Here is a 17,293-nt window from a genome sequence, read left to right on the forward strand (position 1 = left end):
CCGCAAGATATAAAAGGGGCATCAGGGGCAAGGTCCGCCGAGCCCCCTTGAGCACCAGCACCGCAGCCTAGAGCGTCAAGCGAATCGCATCGATAATCTGCGCGCAGCGCTGCGTGGCGGCAAGAGGCATAACGGGGCTTTCAAGCTCTCCCGTCTGGACGAGCTGCGTCGCATGCTGAATTTCGCCGTAGAAATCATCGACCTCAAACGGGGCATTAATTTCGAGCATTCGTCCGTCGGAGTACTTCACATGGGCGAGCTCGGGGCGATGGAGGCGCTCGATTTCCACCGAACCCCGTTCGCAGGCAATCATTAAGCGGCTTTCATATGCTGCTTTGCCGTCGCACACCATATGAATGGGTATACCGCCGACACTCATATGGATCTCATCGGCCCAATCCACGCGGCCACCCGATACGTCACGCCAGCGAACTTCACGAGACGAAACATCGCACGCACCCGCAAGAAGATCCTCAAACCACCCGACCGCGTAGCAGCCCATGTCATATAGACAGCCACCCTGCAACGGATCGAGCAGATAACTCGAAGGCGGCTGACCATAATCGAGTTTTTGCACGCTTTCGATCGAGACGATACGGCCAAGCTCGCCCGACGTAAGCAAACCCTTCACGCGAGTATGCATCGGACAAAACCGATTCTTCATCGCCTCCATAAACAGTACGCCGCGCTCGCGAGAGGTGGAGGCAATCGATAGAGCCTCTTCCTCACTCAAAACGGCCGGTTTTTCGCACAGCACGGCCTTTCCCGCGCGCAGTGCCCGACAGACCCAATGCGCATGCATGCCATGTGGAAGAGCCAAGTAGATTGCGTCGACATCGGGGTCGGCAATCAGCGCATCATAAGCCGCATCGCCGCTATCGTCAGTCGTGGCATAGCTGTGCGCGGCATCAATCGAAAACGCCCTGCAAAACTCCTCAACATGCGAAGGGGCGCGACCGGCGGCAGCCACAAGCCGCGCCCCGTCCACCTCCTTGAGCGACGATGCAAATCGATGCGAAATGTGCCCAGCGCCCAAAACGCCCCAACGAACCTCGCGCAAATCATCACATGAATCCCGATGGCCCACGACAGCCCCCTTCAGTTGCGGTGGAATAGTTCCTGTTTAAGCCCCATTCTGCCGCAAACAGGAACTATTCCACCGCAAGTTATAAAAGGGTCATGAGGAGCGCGTTTTGCAAAAGGCTTTAAGCGCAGCCGTTACGGGGCCAGGCTGGAAACGTCGGCGCACATCGTCGAGACGCTCGGGAATATCGATGTGCTGCGGGCAGTGACGTGCGCATTTGCCGCACTTGACGCAATTGCTCACCAGCTTGGGCTCGTTCGTCCGCACCGCGCTCGCCGTAAAGTATTGAGACAGGCCCGTAAACCAGCTGTGCGCATAGCTCGCGTTGTAGGCGCCAAAGCAGCCGGGAATATTGATGCCCTTGGGGCATGGCATGCAGTAGCCGCACCCCGTACAGGGCACGCGATTCGATTTCTCAAACTCTCCCAGCACACGTGCGATGGTATCGAGCTGCTCTCTCGTCATCGAATTCGGCAGTGCGCGATCCGCCAATGCCACGTTCTCGTCCACCTGCGCGGTATCGGTCATGCCCGAAAGCAGCATCGTGACTTGAGGATGGTTCCACACCCACGAAAGGCCCCAAGCAGCCGGCGTCTTCAGGTACGGATCGCGTACGTCATCGAGCACGGCGCGGGCCCGCGGAGGCAGCTTGCCCGCCAGGCGTCCGCCCAAAAGCGGTTCCATCACAAACACCGCGAGCCCGCGCTCGGCGGCTGCTATAAGTCCCGCCGTTCCCGCTTGGTAGCGCTCTCCAGCGTAGTTGTACTGGATCTGGCAAAAATCCCAGTCATACGCGTCAAGCATCGTGAGGAAGTCCGCGGCGCTGCCGTGGTACGAAAAACCAATCTGGCGAATGCGCCCCGCCACCTTTTGACGCGCAATCCAGTCCTCGATACCCAACGCCACCACGCGCTCCCACTGGGCGGGCGAGGTGATGTTGTGCATGAGGTAATAGTCGATATGATCGGTTCGCAGGCGGCGCAGTTGTTCGTCGAAAAACCGGTCGAAATCCTCCGCACACTTGCACGAAGCATGCGGCAGTTTGGTCGCCAGCAACACCCGGTCGCGTAGCCCCAAGCGCTCAAGTGAGGCGCCCACGCACACCTCGTTACCGGGATAGAGATACGCGGTATCCAGATAATTAATCCCCTGTTCCACCGCACGGGAAATGATGGCATCGGCTGTCTTCGCATCCGGATGGCCCGGCGCACCGGGAAATCTCATGCAGCCCAGACCCAGAGCGGATATTCGGTTACCACTTTTGGGGTCAACGCGGTATTGCACGGCCCCTCCTTTCGCCATCAGCGCCCCGGCAAGGCGAAACACAATGGTCACGCGGCCGAAACATCGTGGAATCGCAATCGAGAACGTATCGTAACGCAGCAGAAATCGAGCTGTCACGGCACCGCTTTAACATCAGCAAAAAGCCCGATGAAAGGAGCCACCCATGCCCACGCTCGACCTTTGGAATCTCGCATCCCAGCTCAAAAGCACCGATTATCGCTGGGTAGACCTCACCCACACGCTCTCGTGCGACACTCCGCACTGGTTCGGCTTTAAGCCCTTTGAGTCCACCAAACTCTTCGACTACCTGCCCGACACGCCCGAAGACATGCTCGCGCCCATGCGCTGCTTCCAGTATTCGGTTGCTTCGCAGTACGGCACGCATGTCGACGCACCGCGCCACTTCCATGTTGACGGCCGTTCCCTTGGAGAGATTGAACCCATCGAGTTTATGCATCCGCTCTGTGTGATCGACAAACACGAGGAGTGCGCCACAAATCCCGACTACGTCCTGACCGTCGAGGACCTCAAAGCATGGGAGGATGAGCACGGTCGCATTCCCAAAGACGCTTTCGTCGCCTTCCGCTCCGACTGGTCCAAGCTCACCGACCTCGAAAACAAGGACGAGGACGGCCAGCCCCACTACCCCGGCTGGGACCTCGACGCCATCAAATGGCTTGTAGAAGAGCGCGACATCGGCGCCATCGGCCACGAGCCGGCTGACACCGACCCGGCGAGCGTGACCACGCGTGAGGACGCCTACCCCTACCCCGGCGAGCAGTACATCCTCTCGGTCGACCGCTATCAGATCGAGGTCATGGACCATCTAGACGAGCTTCCCGCCACGGGCGCCGTCATCTTCTGCACCTTCCCCAAGGTGCGTGATGGCGTCGGATATCCCGCACGTGTCTTTGCGGTCTGCCCCGCGTCATAAGTTCCCATGCGTTTGTTCTTCTAAATACGGCCATCCGGTGCACGCGACATGGCCCGGCGGCATACAATCCATCAGGCGCCCCATACGCGGGCGCCTTTTTATGGGGAGATGATTCACATGCAGATCAACAAGGTCGCCTTCATCGGCAAGGGCGGCGTGGGCCTGCTCTACGGCAGCATGATCGCCCAAGCGCTCGGCAACGACGCCGTCGAATACGTTATGGACGACGCGCGCTTTGAGCGCCACGCGGGTGATGCGCTCACCGTCAACGGCAAGCCCTGCGCGCTCAAGTCCGTCCGCGCGAGCGAGGCGACACCCGCCGATCTGGTCATCCTCACGGTCAAGACAACCGGACTCGACCAGGCGCTCAAGACTATGGAACACATCGTGGGCCCCAAAACGCTCATCGCCTCGCTGTGCAACGGCATCACCAGCGAGCAGAAGATTGCCGAGCGCTTTGGCTGGGAGCACACCGTCCTCGGAATCTGCCAAGGCATGGACGCTGTGTTTCTCAACGGCGCGCTCACCTTTACCAATGCGGGCGAGATCCGCTTTGGTGCGGCCGCCGGCACCGACCCCGCGACCGTCACCGCTATCGACGGGCTCTACACGCGCTGCGGCATCGCCCACACCGTCGAGGACGACATCGCCCACCGCATGTGGGCAAAACTTATGCTCAACGACGGCATCAACCAGACCTGCATGGCCTACGGAGGCACGTACGGAAGCGCCACGGAACAGGGCTCCGAGCAGCGTCGTTGCTTTGTCTCCGCCATGCGCGAGACGCTTGCGGTCGCCAACGCCGAGGGTATCGAGCTCACCGAGGCAGACCTAACGCAGATGGTGCATCTCATCGAGGGGCTCGACCCCGCCGGCATGCCCTCGATGGCGCAGGACCGCGTCGCGCAGCGCAAAACAGAGGTCGAGGAGTTCGCGGGCACCGTCCGCCGCCTCGCGGCCAAGCACGATATCCAGGCGCCGCAGAACGAATGGCTCTATCGGCGCATCCGTGATATCGAGGCAAGCTGGTAACGCCGCCGCACCGCATCCAACAGTCTCAATATCAAAAACCGCCGCAAAGGGCACTCCCCTTGCGGCGGCTTCCTTCTTCATCTATGGGCAAAACCAGCTTCACAACGGCTAGCGCCGCACCTGCGGCGTCTCGTCCTCGTCATCGCGGCAAAGGGTCACGCCCGCACTTCCCAGCAGCGCTGATGCGATGAGCGCGCCGACCACAATAGGAGCAGCCCCGCACGAGCCCTGCATGCCTGCGACAAACGCAGCTGTAGGGCCAAGACAGCCAAGTACCAATGCGACGGCGGCGATAGCGATATCTCGAGCGTTCATGAGACCACTTCCTCCACGAGAAAGACCTTATTTCTCATGAACCAGTGTGCCCCGCATGCATACGCCCAGCGTACCGCCACGGTAAGGGCTCTGTTAACTCAAACGCACATAAAGAAAGGGCGGCTTTACGTTGCCTAAAAGCTCAGTAAAGACGCCCGCCCATCATGTGCCTATTTTGCTCTGATGGCAGATTACCAACCGGTGTAGTAGTCGGTGGTTCCGGCGGCGCAGCCGGAGTCATAGACCTTGCAATCACCCTTGGAGCCCGTAAAGGTCGAGCCCTGGGCCATATCGCCCGCGGCAACAACGTAATAGCCGTCGGAATCGCGCCAGAAGCCCTCAGAATCCTGCGTCCATTCGCCCGTGCGGTGGTGATACAACACGTTGCTGCTGTAATAAGTCTCGCGGCGGCCGTTATAGTTATTGACGCCGCTCGAGCGCGTCAGACCCGAGCCGTTCGCGTAATACGCAGCAGACGTGTAAGACGAGCCGGAGCCGGCGTTGTAATACGAAGCCTGGGCGGCCTCGGCAGCCTCCGCCTCGGCGGCAGCGGCCTCGAGCGCTTCGCGCTTGGCATTCTCAAGCGCAGTGCGCAGCTCATCGAGCTCGGTCGACTTCGCGTCGACCTCCCCCATCGTCAAAAGGCTGCCCGCACCATCGATACAACCCTGCAGCACAGCGTGCTCGTCATCGGTGGCATAGTCACCATACATGTTTAGGATAATCTGAGCGCGTATCTCAAGGGAATCGCGCTTGGCCTCCATCGAGGCGTTCCACTCCTGCATGGAACCATAACCATCGCCGCGATAATCAACGGGCTGTACCAGCGTCGTCTCGGACGGCGTAGATCCAACCGTATCGGACAGTGTTGCGGCGTGGGCATCAGTTGCACCGGCGCCCGCCAAAAGTGCCACGGTCAGAGCGGCGGAAAGGGCAGCGGCTTTCGGTTTTCGTGAATCGATCCTCATGTAGCTGGAAACCTCCGTAGTGCGTTTTTGCTGCGTTTGAGCTGCGTGTGATTCGATCGCGCTGCATAGTACCTCGAGCAAATCGCGACCTGCGGTTTTACTCAAAAGGCGCACGTCAATTGCGTAAAACTCACATCCTCTCAACAGGAGTTTTCCACAACTCGAATGCATACAGCATGCCAAAAACCCTGTAATAGCGCCCTTCCTATGCAAAAAAGGCGCCTGCGCAACCATTGCTTGCGCAGGCGCCTTGAGCAGGCATTTTATGCAGTTATACCTATCGAGTCGCAAGGGGTCCTTGCACAAGTCGCCTTACTCGTCCAGCGCGGCGAAGGCCTGCTTCAGATCCCAAATGATGTCCTCGGCGTTCTCGGTACCGATGGAAAGACGGATCGTGGAGGGCGTGATGTTCTGCTCGGCGAGCTCCTCGGCAGAGAGCTGGGAGTGCGTGGTGGTAGCCGGGTGCACGACGAGCGACTTGACGTCGGCCACGTTGGCGAGCAGCGAGAACACCTGCAGATGATCGATGAACTTCCAAGCTGCCTCCTGGCCACCCTTAATCTCAAAGGTGAAGATCGAAGCGCCGCCGTTGGGGAAGTACTTCTGATAGAGCTCGTGATCGGGGTGCTCAGGCAGGCTCGGGTGGTTCACCTTGGCGACGTGGCTGTCACCAGCCAGGAACTCAACGACCTTCTTGGTGTTCTCGACATGACGGTCGACGCGCAGCGACAGAGTCTCGGTGCCCTGGAGCAGGACCCAGGCGTTGAACGGGCTGATGCAGGCGCCCTCGTCACGCAGCAGGATAGCGCGGACATAGGTCGCGAAGGCGGCGGGACCGGCAGCCTCGGCAAACGAGACGCCATGGTAGGAGGGGTTGGGCTCGGCGATCTGCGCATACTTGCCGCTCGCCTTCCAGTCGAAGTTGCCGCCATCGACGATCACACCGCCCAGCGAGGTGCCGTGGCCGCCGATGAACTTGGTTGCGGAGTGGACAACGATGTTGGCGCCATGCTCCAGCGGACGGAACAGATACGGGGTGCCGAAGGTGTTGTCGACGACAACCGGCAGACCGTGCTTCTTGGCGATCTCGGAGATGGCGTCGATGTTGGGGATGTCAGAGTTGGGGTTGCCGAGCGTCTCGAGATAGATGACCGTGGTGTTGTCCTTGATGGCACCCTCAACCTCTTCCAGGTTATGAGCATCGACAAAGGTGGTCTCGACGCCAAACTGGGAGAGCGTATGCTCGAGCAGGTTGTAGGAGCCACCGTAGATGGTCTTCTGAGCCACCACGTGGTCACCAGCCTGGGCAAGAGCCTGCAGGGTATAGGTGATGGCAGCGGCACCGGAGGCGACGGCAAGACCGGCCACGCCACCCTCGAGCGCGGCGATACGGTCCTCAAAGACGCCCTGGGTGGAGTTGGTCAGACGGCCGTAGATGTTACCGGCGTCGGCAAGACCAAAGCGGTCGGCGGCGTGCTGGGAGTTGCGGAACACATAGCTCGTGGTCTGGTAGATAGGCACGGCACGGGAGTCGGATGCGGGATCGGCGCTCTCCTGGCCAACGTGCAGCTGCAGGGTATCGAAACCAAAGGTGTGCTCGGGGTTGTTGATGAACCGGCTCATGATGATCTCCTTGATCGAACGAAAGTAAGTAAAAAGAGAGAAGTAAGTCGCTGTCGCCTGATCACGCCGACGGGCGCAAACAGGAGCCCGGCATTCGTCTTGGTAAGCAATTCATATGCGGGCCTCCTTTCGCGCCCCGATTCCGTGGTCGGCTTAATAACCTACCGCCTTTGTGTGTTTTGAATAGTACGAGCATTGTCTCCCTCGGTCAATCACTTATAAGCGCTAACTTGTTATCTGTTTTATAGATAACTATCGAAAGGACGGGCACCGATGACCCTTCAGCAGCTTCGCTTTCTGATCGCCGTGGCAGAGTCCGGCTCAATCAACGCCGCAGCTCAGCGCCTCTATACCGCTCAGTCCAACATCTCAAACGCCGTCAAAAGCCTAGAACAAGAGCTCCATCTGGAGATCTTTACGCGCTCCAGCCGCGGCGTCACGCTCACCAACGACGGCACCGAGCTTTTGGGCTATGCGCGCCAGGTCGTAGAGCAGGCCGACATGCTCGAGGCGCGCTACGAGGACGGCGGCACCCCGCAAGCCCGCCTCGCCATTTCCGCCCAGCACTACGCCTTTTCGGTCGAGGCCTTTGTCAACGTGGTCGAGCGCTGCCGCGACAGCAAGTTCGAGTTCATCATGCGCGAGACCACCACATCGCAGATCATCGATGACGTCCGTGCGTTTCGCAGCGATATCGGCATTCTGTATCTGGATGACTTTAACGCCCGCGTTCTGCAGAAGGCCTTCGCCGATGCCCGCGCAAGCTTCCATCCCCTATTCGACTCGACGGTCCACGTCTTCGTTAGCGAGCGCCACCCGCTCGCACGCCGCCCGCAGCTGTCCCTTGCCGACCTCACGCCCTATACGCGCTACAGCTTTGAGCAGGGAACCTCAAACTCCTTCTATTACGCCGAGGAACCTTTTAGCTATATCCCTTGCGACCGCAACATACGAATCTCGGACCGCGGAACACTTACTAACTTACTTATCACGTCGAACGGTTACACCCTGTCGACCGGTGTCCTCTCCAATGAAATGCAATGGGGCATGGCATCGATCCCGCTAGCAGACGCCCCAACGATGCACGTTGGCTACATCATGCACGACGAGCGCAAGCCCTCTCTCCTCTTGCAGCAATACCTCGACGAGCTCAACCGCATCATCCATGCCAACTAACAGTCGGAAGACGGGGTAGAAATCGTAGATTGCTGGCCCCCGGCGGGCATGGCGCTACAATGGTCACTCACATGAAATGCACTCAACGAAAGGAAGCCCGTGAAGGTCATCATCTACACCGACGGCTCGGCCCGATCAAATCCGGGACGCGGCGGCTACGGCGCCGTGCTCAAATACACCAACCCCGCCGGCAAGACCTTCACCTCCGAGCTTTCGCGCGGCTACGCCAAGACCACCAACAACCGCATGGAACTCATGGCCGTTATCGTGGCGCTCGAGGCGCTCAACCGCCCTTGCGAGGTCGAAGTCCATTCCGATTCGCAGTACGTCGTCAACGCCTTTAACAAGCACTGGATCGACGGCTGGAAAAAGCGCGGATGGAAAACCGCCAACAAGCAACCCGTCAAGAACCGCGACCTGTGGGAGCGCCTACTCACCGCCAAAAGCAAGCACAAGGTTGAGTTCATCTGGGTTAAGGGTCACGCCGGTCACGAGCTCAACGAGCGCTGCGATGAGCTCGCCACCACGGCGGCCGACGGCAGCAACCTCGATATCGACGCCGGCTTTAACGAGAGCGACCTGTAATAGCGTTTTCGCGCAGCTTTATATCCCCACGCGCTACACTCATCCTGTAGACCAAACAACGCAAGGGGGACGTATGCTGCGCATCGCGACCATCGGCACATCCATGATCACTGACGACTTTATCCAAGTCGTCAACGCCAACGACCAAGCCGCGTTTGTGGGCACGCTTTCACGCGATGCCAATCGCGGTGCTGCCTTTACCGCCGAGCGCGGTGGCGAGCGAAACTTTACTTCACTCGATGAGCTCGCGACAGCCGCCGACGTCGACGCCGTCTACATCGGCAGCCCCAATGCGCTCCACTACGAGCAGGCCCTTGCCTGCATCGCCGGTGGCAAGCACGTCATCGTCGAGAAGCCCTTCTGCGCCACCGAAGCGCAGGCTCTGGAAGTCTTCCGCGCTGCCGAGGCAGCAGGTGTCGTGGCCCTCGAGGCCATGCGTCCCCTCCACGATCCCGCCTTCCACGCCATCGAGGACGTCCTGGGCGAGATCGCCCCCATCCGCCGCGCCTCATTGCGCTTTGGCAAGTATTCTTCGCGCTACAACGAGGTTCTCGCGGGGCGCGCCACCAATATCTTCGACTGCAATATGGCATCGGGTTCCCTCATGGACATTGGCGTCTACGCCGTCGAGCCCATGGTCGAGATCTTCGGCATGCCCTCTGGTCTCACCAGCATGACCACGCTGCTCGACCCCTCAACGCAAGAGCTCACCCATGGTCCCATCGACGGTTGCGGTTCCATTCTCGCCAGCTACGGCGGAGGGCGTATCTCCGTCGAGCTCGCGCACTCCAAAATAACAAATGACCTGCTGCCCTCGCAGATCGAAGGCGAGCGTGGCACTATCCAGATCGACCATCTGTCCACGCCCCGCAATGTCCGCATCGACTATCGCGGCGATGTCGTACGCGGCTCGGCGACCGAGGCACCGCGCGAACAGGGCGACAACGGCCGCGTGCTCGACCTGCCCAAATCGAGCAACACTATGGAATACGAACTCACAGACTTTATCACCGCCATCGGCGGCATCGATAACGTTAAGGAGGAGATTTGGGAGACCCCGGCGGGACGTCACGAACTTGGCCACTACCGCGATGTCACGCTCGTCTCATTGCGCATCATGGATGCCGTGCGCCAGCAGGCCGGCATTACCTTCCCGTCCGACGCAGGCAAGCAGGCCTAGCGATGGGCTTCTTCGATGCGTTCTTCTCCAGCGTCACCGGCGGCAGTCGAGAGCCTCAAAAACCATCAAACATTGAGCTCGAGTTGCGCCGCAGGCTTACTGTGCTCGCAAGCGACGAGGCCACTCAAGACACTCCCCTGCGTTATTTCCTGCGCTGGGCGGGGCAAGTCCAGGGCGTCGGTTTTCGCTTTACCAACACCAACCTCGCGCAGGCACGCGCACTCACCGGCTGGGTGCGTAACATGGAAGACGGCTCGGTCGAGATGGAGATACAGGGAGCTCCGGCAAACATCCTATCTCATCTCGAGGCGCTTCACGCCTCCTACGAGCGCATGGGAACGCGTTTTCGCCTCGTAGACGCCCAGGCCCGAGCCCCACTTGCCAATGAAGACGGTTTCATTTCTCGTTATTAGTATTGTGTGCTAAATACGGTATCATTTACCTACGACCGTTGATAGAAAAGAGGCGAGGCGCATGGCGGTGCAAAGAAGGAATACCAGGCAGCGAAAGCTGGTTCTTGACGCTGTGCGCCAAAGCTATAACCATCCCACCGCCGACGAAATCTACAACGTCGTGCGCGCGCAGGATGACAAAATCAGCCGCGGTACGGTCTACCGCAATCTCAATCTCTTGGCCGACGCCGGCGAGATCCTCTCCATCAAGACGCCGGGCGGCAGCCGCTTCGATCGCACCATCGAGCCGCACGCACATATCATCTGCACCTCGTGCAGCCGCGTCATCGACGTGCCACTCCCCTTCGACGCCCAGCTCGACGCCAAGGCGTCCGAGCAAATCGGCTGGCACGTCACGTCGCACTACACCATCTTCGAGGGTCTCTGCCCCGACTGCCGGTAGATGTTTGGGACATGCCTACTCAGCAAGTAGACGACGCAGCTCCTCTTCGACCGTGCGTACGTAACGGACGCGGTCGTTGATGCCACGCATAGAGGGATTGCAGCTCTCCATTAGATAGGGATGGCCCACTACGTTGAGCATGTCGCGGTCGTTTTCGTTATCGCCAAACGCCATCATCTCATCGGGCGAAATTCCCAGGGCACGACCGTAATCGGCAAGCGCGGAACCCTTACCCGAATCAAAGCCGATAAAGTCCGTCCACTCGGTTCCCGACGTCATCACGTCGACACGGTCGCTAAAGAGGCACTCGAAATACTCCAGGGCCGCCGGCTGATCCACCTCGGGCGTCTGGAAGGCAATCTTAATGACGTCCTCGTCGATGTCCTCGGGGCGGTCGACCACCGCCACATCGCAGTGGACCTCATAGCGCAAATGGTCGACGAACGCATCGTTGCCGCTTATGGTGTAGAGGTGCCCCTCGCAGGAAAGGGTAACGTCGGCATGGGGGTAGGCGACCACGGCATTCGCGATATCCATCGCCAGGTCACGCTCCATAGAGCGCTTGACAACGGCACGCCCCTCGCTCATCACCAGGGCTCCGTTTTCGCATACATAGGCGAGCTCATCGGCCACCGGGGCAAACAGGTAGCGCAAGCTCGCATATTGACGGCCGCTCGCCGGCATAAACACGATACCGCGACGATGCAGTTCATCGATGAGTTCAAAGGCCTCGGAACGCGGCTCGCGCTCCCCCGGATGCAGCAACGTGCCGTCCAAATCGCATGCAATCAGCTTGATTCCCTCAAGACCCATATGCTTCCCCAAAGCCTCCTATCAACAGCAAGACGGACCTTGATTGGTCGCCCCTCAAAGCCCGCCTTGCGTATATACGCGCTTAGCCGCGCGTCTTTTTTACGATGGTAAAGTCGGGAGCCATGCTCACAACGGCATCCGCCGCACTCGACGCAAAGCGCCGGTCCGCATCGAGTTCACGGGTAACCGTCGAGAGCCGAACGCCCTCGACGCCCCGGAGCATGCGGCCCAAAACAGGCTGCACCGGCGTATACATGCGCACGGTATGCTCGTCCGAGTCGCCTCGGAAAAGCGGTGCGTGCATATTGCCGATCTCCCAGCACGCATGCGCGAGCGCAATCGGGTCCATGCGGTCAACTTCGACCAAATAAACCTCGGCGCTGCGCAGGCGCACGACAACCGCCACGGGCACCATGCCCGAACGGTCAATGGCGAGCACGTCGCCGTCGGCAAGACGACCGCCGTCGGCAGCATCCAACCGAACATCGACCGTGCGCCCCCGCTCCGTCACGCCCGCAAACGCGCATACATCAGCCTGGTCCCAATCGAGCAGCAACTCGTCAATTTCAAAGACGCCGCCTAACTTCCGGCGAAGCAGGAGTTCATAGGACGGATCGTTGAGATTTCCCAAGCATGTCGTCGAAACCAAGCGTTCAGGCATACTCTAACCCTCGACCTCAACGAGCTCGATATCAAAGTTGAGGTCCTTGCCGGCGAGCTCGTGATTGGCGTCGAGCGTCACGGCCTCGGGCGTCACGTCGATGACCACGGCGGGGACGGGCATGCCGCTCGGCGTGGACAGGAAGAGCTTCATGCCCTTCTCGATCTGCTCGATATTGGGAACCTGCTCGGCCGGGAAGGTCAGAACCATCTCGGGATTGTGCTCGCCGTAGGCATCGGCAGCAGGAATGTGCACGGTCTTCTTCTCGCCCACCTGCATGTCGACAACAGCGGCGTCGAAGCCCTTGATCATCTGACCGGCGCCACAGGTGAACTCCAGCGGCTCGCCGCGATCGTAGGAGCTATCGAACTGCGTGCCGTCATCGAGCGTGCCGCGATAATGGGTCTTGACCTTCTTGCCCTGGTTGGACATGGAAACCTCCGTGATAGGGGCGGCGCAAACGCAAGCCGCCGTGAACATATGGCGCTAACTATACCCTAGTCATACAATTCAAAGACAGTTTGCAAAGAAACGCTGCAACCGGAGGAACTATGGCATATCCCGTATTTGACCTACATTGCGACACCGCCGACCGCATCGGCTGGGCCACGCTCGATCTCGACCTGCGCTTTACCGCCGGCACCGACGGTTATTTCCCCGGCGACGAAACCCATCCGCAAGATTTCGACCTCATCGAGGGCAACGCCTGTGCCATCTCGCTCGCAAAGATCGGCAACACGCCGTGGGCACAATGCTTCGCCACGTTTGTCCCCGACGAGATTCCCACCGCTCACGCCGCGCGCTTCCAGGCGCAGATCATGGCGCACATGAGCGGCCAGGCAATGCTCAACCACGACAGCATGGTCAACGTACGCAGCGCCGCTGACATTCGCCCTGCGCTCAAAGACGGCAAGGTCGCCTGCATCCATACCATCGAAAACGCCACGTTCTTTGCCGAGGACCCCGCGCTGATCGAGGTGCTCAAGAGCTTGGGCGTACTCATGTCGTCACTCAGCTGGAACGCGCAGGGGCCGCTCGCAAGCGGACACGATACCCACGCCGGCCTCACCGCCGCCGGCATCGAGGCACTTACGCAGATGGAGCACGCCGGCATGGTACTCGACGTCTCCCACCTCAACGACGAGTGCTTTGACGAGGTTGTCGCCCACGCCACGCGCCCCTTCGTCGCCAGTCACTCCAACTCCCGTGCGGTTTGCGGCGTCAAACGCAACCTCACCGACGACCAGTTCTGTACCATTCGCGACATGGGTGGCATCGTCGGCCTCAACTACTGCAGCGAGTTCCTTTCCAACGACGCAACCGACAAAACCGCCGCAGACGTCACCTTCGACCAGCTAGCGGCACATATCGAGCACTGGCTCGACCTGGGTGGCGAGGACGTCATCGCGCTCGGCGGCGACTGGGACGGCGCAACTGTGCCCGCCTTCCTCTCCGATGCCAGCAAGATGCCCGAGTTCCAGAACATGCTCTCCAAGCACTTCGGCAAGACCGTGATGCAGAAGCTCTGCAGCGACAACGCGCTTGCCTTCTTTGAGCGTTATTAATTTCACATCCCTTGAGCAGGCCGGCATGCCGAACGGTCGACATGCCGGCCCGTCCCCAATCTGAAGGACCGCTTTTGACGCAGCAGTTTACGTTTTCCGTATCCCGACCGGATGGGACACCCATCCCCGTCGTCGTTACCAAAAAGCGCGTCAAGAACTTCAACCTACGTGTCACATCGAGCGGTGAGGTCCACGCCAGCGCACCGCTCGGCGCCAGCCGCGAGCGTATCGAAGCGTTTGTGAAGCGCAACAGTGCCTGGATTATCAGCCGACTTGCCCAGCGCGAGCAACGTCAGGCAACGGCGCGAGAGCCGCTCAGCCCCTCGTCCATCATTGCACTTTGGGGCAAGCCCATCACGGTACAGGATGCACTCGATCACAACTTTGCATCACCCGCACCGCGGCCCAAGCAGGCCACCTTCGCAAGTTTTATGGGTGCCGACGAGCCAAGTGGGCGCGCGCAGGCAAAGCAGTGCACAGCCCTTGACGGCCTAACGCCCAAAGAACTCCAGACCCGCATCGACCAACTCTATGCATCCGAGGTCACCGCAGCGCTACGCGACATCGTGCACGCGTACGAAATCGCAATGGGCGTCACCGTGGCCCGCGTCTCCGTGCGCAGTATGAAAACGCGTTGGGGTTCCTGCACGCCCAAAACCGGCGCCATTCGCATCGCGCGCGAGCTCGCCGCCTACCCCGTCGAATGCCTCGACATGGTTGTCGCCCACGAGCTCGTTCACTTGCTCGAGCCAAGCCACAACCAGCGGTTCCACGCCCTGCTCGACACGTACTGCCCCGACAATAGAGCTCTGTCGCAGCGGCTCAAAAAACCGCCTGCCAACGAGCTGTAGGGCCGGTTAGCGCACGCGCTCGATCTCGACGCCGCAGCTTGCCAGGGGAAGACCGACGGGCGCCCAAGGCTTATCGAGCTTAACGCGCACACCAAGCAGCAGGGGGTAACGACGCAGCAGCATCTGGGCCACACCCTCGGCTGCAGCCTCGATGAGCTTAAACGTGTGCTCGCGCAGATAGCCATCGACATCGTGGCACACCGTGCCATAGTCAATCGAGGCGTCCAGGTTATCGTGCTCCCCCGCTGCGCGCAGGTCGGCATAGAGCACCAGGGACACGATGAACTTCTGGCCCAGCGCGTTCTCTTCGGGATACACGCCGTGGTTGGCAAAGACCTCGAGACCGTCGATAGTAATGCGATCGGCATGGCGAAGATCGTCATAGCTCACGTGGGGTACCGCCGTTGCGGTGGATATTTCGCCCCTTCCACGGCGAGCGAGCTCGGCGCCTTCAGTCCTGGTTGCATTCTCGGGCAGTTTCTTGTTACTCATCGCGATCGTCTCCTTCGTTTAGAACCCCGACCGCGCAAACTAACTACACGCGAATCGACAGGTTCTTTTTATCATCGCTCCAGTTGCAAGCATTGCGCGCGGGGCATGCAAAGCAGGCGCGCGACGCTTTGTCGGCTGCATAGAGCAGGCGCTCAAGCGGTTGGCTGTTCACGCGCAGCTTTCGATGGCCCAGAATGGCCGTCTTAATGGCTGCGGCATCGGCCGGCTCAAACGCCACGTCATCGGGCATGCCGCCGAGAATCGCATCAGCGACGCGTTCGCTTGCAACATCATGGGATATACCCGATTCATACTGTTCATCTTTGCCGATATCGTGGAGAAGTGCCGTGGCATAGATGACCTCGCGGTCAAATTCGAGCTGTTCCTCAAGATTCTTAATCCACATAATGCGCGCGACATCCAGCAGATGGTCAATACCGTGGCGGCAGAAGATGCGCCCCGATTCCAACTGTACGATGTTGCCCAGGTGCCGCCGGAACAGCCCGTTGGCACAAATGTAATCAATGCGAGGCATGGCACCAAAGGGGGCCAGGCCCGAAGCCATAAAGCCGCGACGCGACGTCCCCTCATCGGTCTTCGATGTAAAGTCGTTGACGACTCTCATGGTTAGCGGCCCAGCATCCTAAAGAAACGCTCCTCGAGCGCGGGATCGGTCTCAAAGACGCCGCGGCGAGCAAGCGTCACGGTCTTGGTGCCGGGCTTTTGCACGCCACGCATCGTCATGCACATATGCTCGGCCTCCATCAACACAATCGCTCCCTGGGGAGCGAGATAATCCATGAGGGCATCGGCAACCTGTGCGCACAGTTGCTCCTGCAGCTGAAGACGGCGGGCATAAACCTCAACCGTGCGGGCGAGCTTGGAAAGCCCAGCCACCCGACCGTTAGGGATATAACCAATGGCGGCCTTGCCATAAAACGGCAGCAGATGATGTTCGCACAGCGAGTAGAACGTGATGTCGCGCTCGATAACCAAATCGTTCGAAGCGACGGCAAAGGTTTTGGACAGGTGTTCCTCGGCACTCTGGTCCATACCGCCGGCAATCTCACCATACATACGGGCAACGCGCGCCGGGGTCTCCAGCAGGCCCTCACGAGCTGGATCCTCGCCTATGCCCTCAAGCAACAGCTCAATGGCGGCCTCGACTTTTTCCTGATCGACCATCTGGGCCTCACTTTTCCGATTTCACGTTCGCGCTATGGTACCACGCCCTTCGGCATCGACCACAAGCTACATAGTATGGGTCGAATAGACCGGATCATCACGCCAAAGTTCAACCGCATCACAAAGCGCAACGCCCTCACGCTCAGCACGGGCGCGCGTAGCGTTCATATCGATCACGCGCTGGTTACTCGAGCCCCTAAAACGCAATGAGATATCATACAGATCCTGAACAAACGGGCCATCCACCAACATGTCGAGACAGGCAAGGATACGGTCCGTGACCTCGGTATGGTGGCGGCCTCCCGGCATAAGCTCCTCGAGCACATCGCCGGTGAAGCACCAAATAGTCTTCCCCGACCCCGCTGGATAGGCCGCGCGAACACGCTCGACAAAATCAACGAGTCCCGCCTGATTCTCGGGCTCCATAGGCTCGCCGCCCAGAATCGTCAGGCCGTCAATAAAGGGATGATCGAGGCTCTCGATAATCTTGTCCTCGACGGCACGATCAAACGGCTCGCCCGCGGCAAAGTCCCACGCGACGGAGTTAAAGCAATTCTTGCAGCCACGACGGCACCCGCTCACAAACAGAGAAGTGCGGACGCCTTCTCCATCAGCAATGTCGAAATACTTAATGTTCGCGTAGTTCATAGGTAACTCTCCCGGGAGGCCGGGACATATCATCCCGTCCTC

21 protein-coding genes are annotated in these 17,293 nt (G+C 59.7%); 9 read left to right on the plus strand and 12 right to left on the minus strand.

Annotated elements, in window-relative coordinates; genetic code table 11:
• Positions 1-67: 67 nt before the first annotated feature.
• A complete protein-coding gene (locus tag DW151_RS01030; RefSeq protein ID WP_233502618.1) occupies positions 68-1,087 on the minus strand; it encodes a Gfo/Idh/MocA family protein in 1,020 nt (339 codons plus the stop codon).
• 90 nt (positions 1,088-1,177) lie between these two features.
• On the minus strand, positions 1,178-2,368 hold the full coding sequence (locus DW151_RS01035; protein WP_118334062.1) for an aldo/keto reductase: 1,191 nt from the start codon (positions 2,366-2,368) through the stop codon (positions 1,178-1,180).
• Positions 2,369-2,531: 163 nt separating this feature from the next.
• Here DW151_RS01035 and DW151_RS01040 point away from each other — a divergent pair, with 163 nt between their 5' ends.
• Positions 2,532-3,302: a cyclase family protein gene (locus DW151_RS01040; RefSeq protein WP_118334063.1), complete on the plus strand. Its 771-nt coding sequence runs from the start codon at positions 2,532-2,534 to the stop codon at positions 3,300-3,302.
• A gap of 117 nt (positions 3,303-3,419) precedes the next feature.
• Positions 3,420-4,334 (plus strand): ketopantoate reductase family protein, encoded by a 915-nt coding sequence (locus DW151_RS01045; RefSeq protein WP_233503015.1) that lies wholly within the window; start codon positions 3,420-3,422, stop codon positions 4,332-4,334.
• 108 nt (positions 4,335-4,442) lie between these two features.
• Here DW151_RS01045 and DW151_RS01050 read toward each other — a convergent pair whose 3' ends face one another.
• The 3 genes from DW151_RS01050 to DW151_RS01060 all read right to left on the minus strand — a co-directional run bounded on the left by DW151_RS01050 (position 4,443) and on the right by DW151_RS01060 (position 7,240).
• Entirely contained in the window at positions 4,443-4,649 is a 207-nt protein-coding gene (locus tag DW151_RS01050; RefSeq protein ID WP_089572989.1) for a hypothetical protein, read from the minus strand.
• A gap of 191 nt (positions 4,650-4,840) precedes the next feature.
• Entirely contained in the window at positions 4,841-5,617 is a 777-nt protein-coding gene (locus DW151_RS01055) for a hypothetical protein (RefSeq protein WP_118334065.1), read from the minus strand.
• Between the two features lie 312 nt (positions 5,618-5,929).
• Positions 5,930-7,240, minus strand: coding sequence for an O-acetylhomoserine aminocarboxypropyltransferase/cysteine synthase family protein (locus DW151_RS01060; RefSeq protein WP_089572985.1), 1,311 nt, complete (start codon positions 7,238-7,240; stop codon positions 5,930-5,932).
• 273 nt (positions 7,241-7,513) lie between these two features.
• Here DW151_RS01060 and DW151_RS01065 point away from each other — a divergent pair, with 273 nt between their 5' ends.
• The 5 genes from DW151_RS01065 to DW151_RS01085 all read left to right on the plus strand — a co-directional run bounded on the left by DW151_RS01065 (position 7,514) and on the right by DW151_RS01085 (position 11,036).
• Positions 7,514-8,416 carry a LysR family transcriptional regulator gene (locus tag DW151_RS01065; RefSeq protein WP_118334066.1) on the plus strand — a complete coding sequence of 301 codons (903 nt, stop codon included), beginning with the start codon at positions 7,514-7,516 and terminating at the stop codon, positions 8,414-8,416.
• Between the two features lie 99 nt (positions 8,417-8,515).
• On the plus strand, positions 8,516-9,001 hold the full coding sequence (gene rnhA, locus DW151_RS01070) for a ribonuclease HI (RefSeq protein WP_089572983.1): 486 nt from the start codon (positions 8,516-8,518) through the stop codon (positions 8,999-9,001).
• A gap of 73 nt (positions 9,002-9,074) precedes the next feature.
• Positions 9,075-10,181 carry a Gfo/Idh/MocA family protein gene (locus DW151_RS01075; RefSeq protein WP_118334068.1) on the plus strand — a complete coding sequence of 369 codons (1,107 nt, stop codon included), beginning with the start codon at positions 9,075-9,077 and terminating at the stop codon, positions 10,179-10,181.
• A 2-nt stretch (positions 10,182-10,183) separates the two neighbouring features.
• Positions 10,184-10,594, plus strand: a complete 411-nt coding sequence (locus tag DW151_RS01080; RefSeq protein WP_118334069.1) for an acylphosphatase — start codon at positions 10,184-10,186, stop codon at positions 10,592-10,594.
• A gap of 61 nt (positions 10,595-10,655) precedes the next feature.
• Positions 10,656-11,036: a Fur family transcriptional regulator gene (locus DW151_RS01085; protein ID WP_172677978.1), complete on the plus strand. Its 381-nt coding sequence runs from the start codon at positions 10,656-10,658 to the stop codon at positions 11,034-11,036.
• A gap of 15 nt (positions 11,037-11,051) precedes the next feature.
• Here DW151_RS01085 and DW151_RS01090 read toward each other — a convergent pair whose 3' ends face one another.
• The 3 genes from DW151_RS01090 to DW151_RS01100 form a co-directional block, all read right to left on the minus strand.
• A complete protein-coding gene (locus tag DW151_RS01090) occupies positions 11,052-11,849 on the minus strand; it encodes an HAD-IIB family hydrolase (protein WP_089572976.1) in 798 nt (265 codons plus the stop codon).
• 82 nt (positions 11,850-11,931) lie between these two features.
• Positions 11,932-12,510 (minus strand): urease accessory protein UreE, encoded by a 579-nt coding sequence (locus DW151_RS01095; RefSeq protein WP_118334071.1) that lies wholly within the window; start codon positions 12,508-12,510, stop codon positions 11,932-11,934.
• A gap of 3 nt (positions 12,511-12,513) precedes the next feature.
• Entirely contained in the window at positions 12,514-12,942 is a 429-nt protein-coding gene (locus DW151_RS01100) for a peptidylprolyl isomerase (protein ID WP_035138874.1), read from the minus strand.
• A gap of 119 nt (positions 12,943-13,061) precedes the next feature.
• Between DW151_RS01100 and DW151_RS01105 the strand changes: the two genes are divergently transcribed.
• Together DW151_RS01105 and DW151_RS01110 are read left to right on the plus strand one after the other, a co-directional pair.
• On the plus strand, positions 13,062-14,075 hold the full coding sequence (locus DW151_RS01105; RefSeq protein WP_117800876.1) for a dipeptidase: 1,014 nt from the start codon (positions 13,062-13,064) through the stop codon (positions 14,073-14,075).
• Positions 14,076-14,149: 74 nt separating this feature from the next.
• Positions 14,150-14,926 carry a M48 family metallopeptidase gene (locus DW151_RS01110; protein ID WP_158566610.1) on the plus strand — a complete coding sequence of 259 codons (777 nt, stop codon included), beginning with the start codon at positions 14,150-14,152 and terminating at the stop codon, positions 14,924-14,926.
• 6 nt (positions 14,927-14,932) lie between these two features.
• Here the strand turns inward: DW151_RS01110 and folB are convergent, their stop codons facing one another.
• From folB to nrdG, 4 genes are all read right to left on the minus strand, one after another.
• A complete protein-coding gene (gene folB, locus DW151_RS01115) occupies positions 14,933-15,418 on the minus strand; it encodes a dihydroneopterin aldolase (protein WP_117800881.1) in 486 nt (161 codons plus the stop codon).
• A 43-nt stretch (positions 15,419-15,461) separates the two neighbouring features.
• Complete coding sequence (locus DW151_RS01120) at positions 15,462-16,043, minus strand: HD domain-containing protein (protein WP_172622418.1); 582 nt, start codon at positions 16,041-16,043, stop codon at positions 15,462-15,464.
• A gap of 2 nt (positions 16,044-16,045) precedes the next feature.
• Positions 16,046-16,603, minus strand: a complete 558-nt coding sequence (gene folE / locus DW151_RS01125) for a GTP cyclohydrolase I FolE (protein ID WP_117800884.1) — start codon at positions 16,601-16,603, stop codon at positions 16,046-16,048.
• Between the two features lie 66 nt (positions 16,604-16,669).
• On the minus strand, positions 16,670-17,251 hold the full coding sequence (gene nrdG / locus DW151_RS01130) for an anaerobic ribonucleoside-triphosphate reductase activating protein (RefSeq protein ID WP_117735798.1): 582 nt from the start codon (positions 17,249-17,251) through the stop codon (positions 16,670-16,672).
• Between the last annotated feature and the right edge of the window lie 42 nt (positions 17,252-17,293).

This window comes from Collinsella sp. AM13-34 (assembly GCF_003473055.1).
Classification (GTDB): Bacteria; Actinomycetota; Coriobacteriia; order Coriobacteriales; family Coriobacteriaceae; genus Collinsella.

Bases quoted from the DNA above. Each gene is read 5' to 3' on its own strand.
- folE (WP_117800884.1), bottom strand. From the start codon at position 16,603: ATGGTCGATCAGGAAAAAGTCGAGGCCGCCATTGAGCTGTTGCTTGAG.
- DW151_RS01085 (WP_172677978.1), top strand. From the start codon at position 10,656: ATGGCGGTGCAAAGAAGGAATACCAGGCAGCGAAAGCTGGTTCTTGAC.
- DW151_RS01045 (WP_233503015.1), top strand. From the start codon at position 3,420: ATGCAGATCAACAAGGTCGCCTTCATCGGCAAGGGCGGCGTGGGCCTG.
- folB (WP_117800881.1), bottom strand. From the start codon at position 15,418: ATGAGTAACAAGAAACTGCCCGAGAATGCAACCAGGACTGAAGGCGCC.
- DW151_RS01090 (WP_089572976.1), bottom strand. From the start codon at position 11,849: ATGGGTCTTGAGGGAATCAAGCTGATTGCATGCGATTTGGACGGCACG.
- DW151_RS01065 (WP_118334066.1), top strand. From the start codon at position 7,514: ATGACCCTTCAGCAGCTTCGCTTTCTGATCGCCGTGGCAGAGTCCGGC.
- DW151_RS01060 (WP_089572985.1), bottom strand. From the start codon at position 7,240: ATGAGCCGGTTCATCAACAACCCCGAGCACACCTTTGGTTTCGATACC.
- DW151_RS01075 (WP_118334068.1), top strand. From the start codon at position 9,075: ATGCTGCGCATCGCGACCATCGGCACATCCATGATCACTGACGACTTT.
- DW151_RS01095 (WP_118334071.1), bottom strand. From the start codon at position 12,510: ATGCCTGAACGCTTGGTTTCGACGACATGCTTGGGAAATCTCAACGAT.
- DW151_RS01120 (WP_172622418.1), bottom strand. From the start codon at position 16,043: ATGAGAGTCGTCAACGACTTTACATCGAAGACCGATGAGGGGACGTCG.
- DW151_RS01040 (WP_118334063.1), top strand. From the start codon at position 2,532: ATGCCCACGCTCGACCTTTGGAATCTCGCATCCCAGCTCAAAAGCACC.
- DW151_RS01100 (WP_035138874.1), bottom strand. From the start codon at position 12,942: ATGTCCAACCAGGGCAAGAAGGTCAAGACCCATTATCGCGGCACGCTC.
- DW151_RS01080 (WP_118334069.1), top strand. From the start codon at position 10,184: ATGGGCTTCTTCGATGCGTTCTTCTCCAGCGTCACCGGCGGCAGTCGA.
- DW151_RS01105 (WP_117800876.1), top strand. From the start codon at position 13,062: ATGGCATATCCCGTATTTGACCTACATTGCGACACCGCCGACCGCATC.
- DW151_RS01050 (WP_089572989.1), bottom strand. From the start codon at position 4,649: ATGAACGCTCGAGATATCGCTATCGCCGCCGTCGCATTGGTACTTGGC.
- nrdG (WP_117735798.1), bottom strand. From the start codon at position 17,251: ATGAACTACGCGAACATTAAGTATTTCGACATTGCTGATGGAGAAGGC.
- DW151_RS01055 (WP_118334065.1), bottom strand. From the start codon at position 5,617: ATGAGGATCGATTCACGAAAACCGAAAGCCGCTGCCCTTTCCGCCGCT.